Source organism: Nostoc sp. CHAB 5715 (assembly GCF_020829685.1).
Taxonomy (GTDB): domain Bacteria; phylum Cyanobacteriota; class Cyanobacteriia; order Cyanobacteriales; family Nostocaceae; genus Nostoc.
The window spans coordinates 1-6,992 of sequence record NZ_JAIVFR010000334.1 but is presented as its reverse complement, the minus strand read 5'-3'; the positions used below and the strand labels follow the sequence as shown (position 1 = coordinate 6,992).

At 41.9% G+C, this 6,992-nt stretch carries 7 protein-coding genes; 4 read left to right on the top strand and 3 right to left on the bottom strand.

What is annotated here, in order from left to right; translation table 11 throughout:
• On the top strand, positions 1-850 hold an 850-nt coding region (locus LC574_RS18980; protein WP_229454944.1), incomplete at its 5' end, for a PRC-barrel domain-containing protein.
• A 105-nt stretch (positions 851-955) separates the two neighbouring features.
• Here the strand turns inward: LC574_RS18980 and LC574_RS18975 are convergent.
• Together LC574_RS18975 and LC574_RS18970 are read right to left on the bottom strand one after the other, a co-directional pair.
• Positions 956-1,366, bottom strand: coding sequence for a type II toxin-antitoxin system VapC family toxin (locus LC574_RS18975; protein WP_229454943.1), 411 nt, complete (start codon positions 1,364-1,366; stop codon positions 956-958).
• A complete protein-coding gene (locus tag LC574_RS18970) occupies positions 1,363-1,599 on the bottom strand; it encodes a type II toxin-antitoxin system Phd/YefM family antitoxin (protein ID WP_118167264.1) in 237 nt (78 codons plus the stop codon). The genes LC574_RS18975 and LC574_RS18970 overlap by 4 nt, the downstream gene beginning before the upstream one ends.
• Here LC574_RS18970 and LC574_RS18965 point away from each other — a divergent pair.
• Positions 1,593-1,763: a hypothetical protein gene (locus LC574_RS18965; RefSeq protein WP_229454942.1), complete on the top strand. Its 171-nt coding sequence runs from the start codon at positions 1,593-1,595 to the stop codon at positions 1,761-1,763. The genes LC574_RS18970 and LC574_RS18965 overlap by 7 nt on opposite strands.
• A 216-nt stretch (positions 1,764-1,979) precedes the next feature.
• The gene (locus LC574_RS18960; protein WP_229454941.1) at positions 1,980-3,704 is read left to right on the top strand and encodes an ABC transporter ATP-binding protein; all 1,725 of its coding nucleotides are present in this window, start codon (positions 1,980-1,982) and stop codon (positions 3,702-3,704) included.
• Positions 3,705-3,915: 211 nt separating this feature from the next.
• Here the strand turns inward: LC574_RS18960 and LC574_RS18955 are convergent, their stop codons facing one another.
• Positions 3,916-5,373 carry a YdiU family protein gene (locus LC574_RS18955; RefSeq protein ID WP_229454940.1) on the bottom strand — a complete coding sequence of 486 codons (1,458 nt, stop codon included), beginning with the start codon at positions 5,371-5,373 and terminating at the stop codon, positions 3,916-3,918.
• A gap of 122 nt (positions 5,374-5,495) precedes the next feature.
• On the opposite strand from LC574_RS18955, the gene LC574_RS18950 reads away from it, so the two are divergent.
• Positions 5,496-6,167, top strand: a complete 672-nt coding sequence (locus LC574_RS18950; protein WP_229454939.1) for an SMI1/KNR4 family protein — start codon at positions 5,496-5,498, stop codon at positions 6,165-6,167.
• Positions 6,168-6,992 lie beyond the last annotated feature (825 nt).

Here is a 6,992-nt window from a genome sequence, read left to right as displayed (position 1 = left end):
CCTGATCTCTATTTCGGGCATACCGCGCTATATGTACCTCAACAACATCAGCCAGATTGGTGATGTCATCCTGGTTGATAACGAAGATGTAATAGAAGATATCGAAGTTGAATCTCTCAGTAATCTGATTAACTGGGAAGTAATTACAGAAACAGGCGAAGTCTTAGGCAAAGTTCGGGGCTTCAAGTTCAACGGCGAAACCGGCAAGCTTAACTCCATAGTTATTGCTTCTTTAGGATTGCCCCAAATTCCCGATCAATTTCTGAGTACTTACGAGTTTTCAGTAGATGAAATTGTCAGCACAGGCCCCAATCGGTTGATTGTGTTTGAGGGAGCCGAAGAACGAGTAAACCAGTTGACAGTTGGTTTACTAGAGCGTCTGGGTATCGGCAAAGCACCTTGGGAGCGAGATATAGAAGAAGAATACGGCTATACTCCACCGCGCCAAGTTGCACCAGCCAATCAACTACCTAGTGGAGTGCCATTGCAGCCACCCAGGCAAAAAGTTCGCGCCCCCGAACCCGTAGCGCGGGAAGAGGAATGGACAGAAGACTATGTGGAAGAAGAAAGGCCACAGCGTCAGGTAATGAAGGCGCGGCAGTATGAATCTATTCAATACGAAGAAGACGAGGAAGAAGATAACTGGAGCGAGGCAACAGGCAGCGACAGGTATCAACAACCGCAGCCGCTAAAGTATGAAGCCCAGCCCTACAGCAAGCCTTATGTTGACGAATACGATGATTATGACGACGTAGAAGGCGATGCTTGGGAAGATGCGCCCAAGCCCGTGAATATTCCCAAGAAAGTCAAGGAAAGACAGCCAGAATACGAAGAAGAAGGCGGATATTAATTCGTAATTCGTAATTCAATTGGAAAATTAGGAAGTATTTTAAGATTAATTCAGCCTTTTCCTTACTTAACAAGGAGAGGGCTAATTTTTTAGATATTTCTGCTTTTAGCGAGGTTCGAGCCAGTTTTCTACTTTTAAATTAGGAACACGGGAAAATTCACGAATATTGGCGGTAACGAGAGTTAGACCAAGGGTTAAAGAATGGGCAGCAATTAATAAGTCATTAGCTCCAATCGGTTTACCTTGTTGTTCTAAATCAGTGCGGATTTCTGCGTAATATTGCTCTACAGGATGAGTTAGGGGTAGTATTTCAATACTATCCAAAATTATTTCAAGTTTTTCTATGAGCTTTTGGGAGTTCTTCTTTCTAGCTCCAAATCTTGATTCACAAGCTACTATAATACTTGTACAAATTTTGTCTTCTCCGACATCTTGAATTTTTGAAAATACCACTCCTCTGGGGTTTTTAATTAGTTCGGAAATGATGTTTGTATCTAACAAGTATAAATAACTCATTTTGAAAACTCAATATCATCTAAGGGTAATAATCCTTCGTCCACGTCGGCAAAGTCTTCGTCCAGTGGTTCAAGGGTGGAAAGGGTTTCCAGGAGGGATTTTTTCTTGATGGGGGAAATGATGGCGAAGGGAATACCGTTTTGGGTAATAGTGAGGGGTTCGCCTGTTTTTTGGGCTTGGTTGAGTAGGGTTTGGATGGTTTCGGGGAGATCGGAAAGGGTGATTTGTGTCATGGTGGGTTCTGGGGTTAGCGGATGGGGACTTGGCGCACATCTATTTTACCTGTGACGGCGTTGGTGATGAGGGCGGTGCGATATTCAAAACAAGATTAAATCCGGGATTCCACACCCATAACTATCACACCGCAATTAAATGGATCTATAGCAATCCTATTTGAGTTGTGAAATTAGTCTGGAGGTAGGCAATAGGGAATAGGCAATAGGCAACAGATTTTTTTCACGAATGATTTAGGATTGCTATATCTAGTACTTATAAACTAATCAACTCTACGATAAACGCTAAAACAGTTTGTAACTAATTAGTTAAGTGTTCAGAAACTCACCAAAAACTGCTAGCGTCAAACAAAGGAAAATATCGTTGTGGACGTTACAGCTTGAAAACCCGTTCTAATTACTGGCAACTGCTGCCTTATATCCGACTCCAGTGGCAAACCCTCACCAAGGGATTTATTGGTATATTGGGATACGTGCTGGCAACATTAGTTTTAATCAATCTTGCCGGGAAATTGGCAATTCCCTTTGCCCAAGGTAATGTAGTAGCGATCGCTCAAATAACTGGTAGCTGTGCCTTAGTCTTTCTTGTCCGAGGATTGTTTCAGTCTATACAAGATATGTACATGGCTAAAGCTGCTTTAAGAGTTGCTTTTCATCTCCGCCAGCAAGTCTACGTACATCTCCAAAAGCTAAATCTCAGCTATTTTGAAACGGCAAAAGCAGGTGATTTATCTTACCGCCTCACCGAAGATGTTGACCGGGTTGGCGAAGTGGTAAATAAAGTATTTCACGACTTTATCCCCTGCATTTTGCAGTTGCTAGCAATTCCGATTTACATGATTTACCTGAATTGGCAACTGACACTCGCAACAGTCATAGTTGCACCGCTAATGGGTATTTTAGTTGGCTGGTTTGGTGAACGCTTGGGCAAATATTCCTTAAAAAGTCAAAATCGCGTGTCGGGTTTATCAGCCATCCTCGCGGAAGTTTTCAACGGTATTCGTTTGGTACAGGCTTTTGCTGCCGAAAATTACGAAATTGCCCGCTTTGGCCATGAAGCAGAACGCAGTCTCAAAGCCAAATACTCAGCCGAACGCCTCAAAGCAATTCAGATTCCCATCGTCGGATTTCTGGAAGCCTTAAGTGCGTTATTGTTACTGATTGTGGGAGCGTGGCAAATTTCCCAAGGTAACTTAACAGTGGCCAGTTTTTTCAGTTATCTGGCGGCGGCGGCGCTGTTAATTGATCCCATTGGTCATACTACTAACAACTACAACGAATTTAAGCAGGGTGAAGCATCTGTTGACCGCGTTTTTGAATTGATGGCAATTCAGCCGACGGTGATCGAAAAAGCAAATGCGATCGCTCTACCCCCAGTCAAGGGCAAAGTAGAATATCGTTATATTTCCTTCGCCTATAAACCAGGTGAACCTGTATTAAAAGATATCAATTTATTGGTATCGCCAGGTGAAGCGATCGCTCTTGTGGGTGCTTCTGGTGCTGGTAAAACCACATTTGTCAATCTTCTCCCCCGTTTTTACGACCCAGAAGTTGGTCAAATATTAATTGACGGTGCTGATATTCGAGATGTCAAGCTGCATAGTTTGCGGCGACAAATTGGGATTGTTCCTCAAGAAACCATCATGTTTTCCGGGACAATTGCCCAAAATATCGCCTTTGGACAAGATGTTTTTGACATAAAAGCAGTTAAAGAGGCAGCTAAAATTGCTAATGCCCATCAGTTTATTAGCCAATTGCCAGAAGGTTATCAGACTTGGGTGGGTGAACGTGGGGTAAACTTATCTGGTGGACAAAGACAAAGAATTGCGATCGCTCGTGCTGTTCTGCTCAATCCCCAAATCTTGATTCTCGATGAAGCGACATCAGCCTTAGATTCTGAATCAGAAGCGTTGGTACAGGAAGCGCTAGAAAGATTGATGGAAAAACGCACAGTGTTTATTATTGCCCACCGTTTATCAACAGTTAGGAGGTGCGATCGTATTTTAATTCTCGAACAGGGACAAATTGTCGAATCGGGAACCCATGAAGAATTATTAGCCCTAGAGCGTCGCTATGCGCGGTTTTATGCCCAGCAGTTTAGTTAGCCAGATTAAATACTCATTAGCTTATTACCCACATCTAAACAATCCTCGCTTCGTTGCTATCCCACCTCGGAATAGAATTCCAAGGCTAATAGCTAAAGTCCTCTAAAGCGGACTGAATAGATGATTTTAGTCCACTTGAGTGGACTTAAGCTATCAGCCTGGAACTTCAGTTCCGGGCGGGATGTCTGTAAACACGACTATTTAACTTTGACTATCCCCTAGATTGAATTGCATTAATTAATTTATAAAAAGGTTGCCAATTATCTTCCTGAGCAATTGGTTCCCAAATAGATTCAATCACAGGTCTTAATAATGCCGTTTTAGGATTATGAACAGCTAGAGTTTGAGCAATTACATCGATGCAATTGCTCTCCAAATCATTCAAAATTTTATGGTACAGTATGCACCAATCATCAAAAACTCCAGACGCACCCGGTACTGGCACAATATCTGAACTATTCATCACAAAACCTGGATCATCTCGCCATTTCGATGAAAAAGTCCGAGCCATCTCATAAAAGAATTGGTGATAACCAACTTGGCTCTCTTTCAAAAATTCAATCGTTAGATTCAACAGTTCCCCAGCTTCTGGATGTAATAAATCCTCAAAACCTAACTTTTTCAACATCAAAGAACTGTATTCAGCTTGATAATATTCATCAAACATTGCTAATCCAGCTTCCATTTCGTCTTTATCGATAATCGCCTTTAAAGGTTCCTGAAGCATTTGTAAATTCAACTGACAAATACTTGGTTGATTACCGTAACAATAGCGTCCATAATAGTCAAAATATGCAGCTATAAAGGATGGGTTATAAGTCGGGATAAACGCGTAAGGCCCATAGTCAAAACTCTCTCCCGTAATCGACATATTGTCAGTATTTAGGACTGCATGACAAAAGCCAGCCGCCATCCACTGCGCTACTAGTTCTGCAACTCGTTTCACTAATTCGGCGTAAAACAAGACATATTTATTTTGTTCAGCATTTAAGTGTCGATAATACTGCTCAATTACGTGGTCTAATAACTTCTTAGTTAAATCTGGACGCTGGAAATAATGCAGTCGCTCAAAAGTGCCAAACCTAATATGAGAACTGCTCATTCTAATCATCACACATGAGCGGGTAGGCGAAGGTTCATCGCCCCGCCAGAGCGGTAAACCTGTTTCAATCATGCTCAGACAGCGCGAGGTACGTACACCTAAGTTATGTAGTGCTTCCGCAGCCAGAACTTCCCGCACCCCACCTTTGAGCGTTAGCATACCATCGCCACCACGGGAGTAAGGCGTTCTTCCAGAACCTTTCGTGCCAAAATCGTACAATTCGCCATCAGTGGCGCGTACTTGCCCGTAGAGGAAGCCTCTACCATCACCTAACTGTCTGTTATATTCACCAAATTGATAGCCGTGGTAACGTAATGCCAACAAGGGTTTACGCCCCTGAAATTTGCCAAAAGCTGTGATAAAATCTTCGTCTTTGACTAATTGGGGGTCTAAACCCAAGCGGGGTAGTAGTGCATCGTTACGCCAACGCAGGAGGTGTTGAGGAAATTCCTCTGCTGCAACCTCGTCGTAGTAGTCACCGCCTAGAGATTCCAAGGCGCTTTCATAGTTGAGGGAGAGAAAAGGATTGCTAGAATTTTTGTAGTTTGGAGTTTCAGCCAGAGTCATTACGAGCAAAGCTTAATTCATTCTTCCCTTAATACTACCTCTGGCTTTGGCATCAGCATAGACGCAAAAAGCGACCCATATCTAAAGTATGGCAGCGCCCCCATCAATATTTAGAGCGCATAATGGATAAAGTTTTGCAATTAAAGAAAAAGTTAACTCAATTAGCTATTTTAGACGCTACATTTGAGGTTTTTGGCTCAGAATCACACCAATATCAATTTAAACCTTGCTTGAGTAACAAAGATATTCAAGTGTTTGAATCTAGATATAATATTACGCTACCAAGTGAATATCGAAACTTTCTCTTAGAAATTGGTAATGGTGGTGCAGGACCAGGATACGGCTTATCTGGACTATCGGCAATTGAATCTGAAGATGTCATCCCAGAAAAACTATACCCTGAGAACTACGAAATTCTCTCTAAACCATTTCCTTTAACAGAAGCATGGAATGATTTGGATTTAATTGTCAAGAATAATACAGCTTTGGTTACCAACAATGATGACTACTTCGACAATAAATTTATCCAGGGTACTCTTACCATTACAAATTATGGTTGTGGAATTTATGCGATGTTAGTCGTTACTGGGGAGCAGTCAGGAAAAATCTGGATAGATGACCGTACTAATGATAATGGGATATATCCTGCTTGTTTGAGTTTTTGTCATGCTTTCCATGACATTAACCCTGATGATTCTTATCCAAATAGCAATGAGGAGCAGCCTTTAAGTTTTTATGATTGGTATGAAGACTGGCTCAACCGAAGTTTGGATCAAATACGTCAATCTTCGTAATTCGTAATGGGCTACGCCCCGCTACGCTCTAAGCAAAGCTATGCCGCAGGCTTTACGTAATTCCTAATTTTAGGCGAAACACTACACCATATTGAAAAATATATGAGCTAGAGTTAGTTCGGGATTTATAAATCTAATAATTCAATTAAGATTTATTTTACTGGAGTTTAGACTAAAGCATGAAAAAATAACCCAGCAGCAGTGAGTTTACAAGTTACACATCTGGAAGTAGAAAAACTAAAGGTACTCGCCATCATTTAGATAACTTTATTCCCGAATTATTAGCTGCAACTTCAACAAAACGTCTTAAAATTTATCGCAATGCAACTCAAAGTTATTGCTCACAAGGCTGTTCCTGACCGTCCTGCTAGAAACGAACCATGAGTTCGTAAACGTCGTCCGAAAGCCTACCCCTTAATGACCAAACCACGGCATGAATTACGCAACCAATTGCAAACTGCTTAAACCGCAAGTGTTTCAGCTTTTCTTAGTGCCATTCCTCTCTTAGTTTTTAGTAGCAAATAAGATGCGTTTGCCCTATGCTAGTGATAGCTATTTAGGCAGTGTCTAGACCAAGAAACCAGGTATCCGCTCAATAAATCGGGGCGAACTACCAGTTCAGGAACGAGTTTACGCCATTTGAGCCTTGTCACTGAGCGATTTACCCCGGATTATTGAGCGGTTACGAAACCAGTCTAAGTAGATGCTGCATTTATTTGAACTACCTATCTAGGGTTTCTCCCCGCTGGCAGGGCTTCTCATAGATGACACCTCTGCCAGCGAATATCTCCGAATCAACCTTATAACCGAGGGGATTGATATGGC